At 37.1% G+C, this 555-nt stretch carries 1 protein-coding gene; it reads right to left on the bottom strand.

What is annotated here, in order from left to right; all coding sequences use genetic code 11:
• Positions 1-124: 124 nt before the first annotated feature.
• Positions 125-478: a transposase gene (locus tag ACST13_RS11055; RefSeq protein ID WP_459523259.1), complete on the bottom strand. Its 354-nt coding sequence runs from the start codon at positions 476-478 to the stop codon at positions 125-127.
• Positions 479-555 lie beyond the last annotated feature (77 nt).

The raw sequence follows: 555 nt of genomic DNA, 5'->3' as shown, positions 1-555 counted from the left end.
GTGCTTTTATTCAAACCCAATTGCTTGAGTGTTCGATTAATACCTATATCTGATCTTGTGACCATGTGAATGATTTCTTGTTTTTCTGATGCTGATAATCGCATATATCGTTTGAGCTTTTCGCTTAATCCAAGGCGTTTAAACTTTTTTTTACGATGTCATAGCGAATCACTAAATCAGCTAAGGTCTCTTTGAGTTTAAGGTTCTCTTTGCGAAGATCAGCGACCTCATCACTGGTGGCTTCCCTTGTTAAATCTCCTGATAATCGCTTCTTGCCAGCCTCCAAGAATTCTTTGTTCCACTTATAAAAAGTAGACTCTTGGATCGAGTGTTTTCTACATAATTCTGCAATGGAACTCTCGGCTCGTAAAGCCTCCATGATGATTTGAATCTTTTGCTCGGAACTAAATATACGACGTGTCTTACGACGGATGTCTTTGATGTAATTTTCTGCTGATTGTTTTTTTCTTGTTTCCATTTTGTAATTTAATAATTGTTTGGAAACACTCCCTAAGAAATAACCTCTATCGGTCCACTTTTTGCTGACGATTTACA

The sequence above is a fragment of the Aquirufa sp. A-Brett2-W8 genome (genome assembly GCF_054558755.1).
This window is presented reverse-complemented; position numbering and strand designations above follow the sequence as displayed.